Annotated in this window: 1 pseudogene; it reads right to left on the reverse strand. The window is 39.8% G+C overall.

What is annotated here, in order from left to right:
* A pseudogene (locus L5849_RS17465) lies at positions 1-103 on the reverse strand (F0F1 ATP synthase subunit A); the annotation flags it as partial.
* Positions 104-525 lie beyond the last annotated feature (422 nt).

A 525-nucleotide genomic window follows, 5' to 3' on the forward strand; every position in this document is an offset into this window, starting at 1 on the left:
CTCCCACCAGTCTTAGAACGATATGACCAGCTCTTATGTTGGCCGCTAGGCGGAATGATAGGGTTAAAGGTCGGACTATAACTCTAGTGGTTTCGATGAGAACTAGGAATGGGTTAAGTCAATCAGGTGCTCCGTCTGGTAGAAAATGGGCAGTAGATTTTTTTGGGTTTCTTGCGAATCTGGATAAAATGAGTCTAAATCAGATGGGGAGGCCTAGAGTCAAGGTGAAGATTAGGTGACTAGAGGTGCTGAAGGTGTATGGAATTAATCCTATTAGGTTTACCACTACTAAAAGAATAAAAATTGCAGATAGTACAGAGGATAGCCCCTTTAGATGAAGACCAGATGTACGGGATAGTTGAGTAAAGATTGTATCTTTGACAGGGGACTTAAGGGTAGAGATTCGAGAGTTTATTAGTCAAAAGGATGATTGTAGTATAAGAATGATTAAGGTGTTTATCATTAAAAATATGGAGTTTGAGGGGAGTAGTGTGTTATACATGTAGGGGTCAAAGGAAGAAAAAA

The sequence above is a fragment of the Erythrobacter sp. SN021 genome (assembly GCF_021864455.1).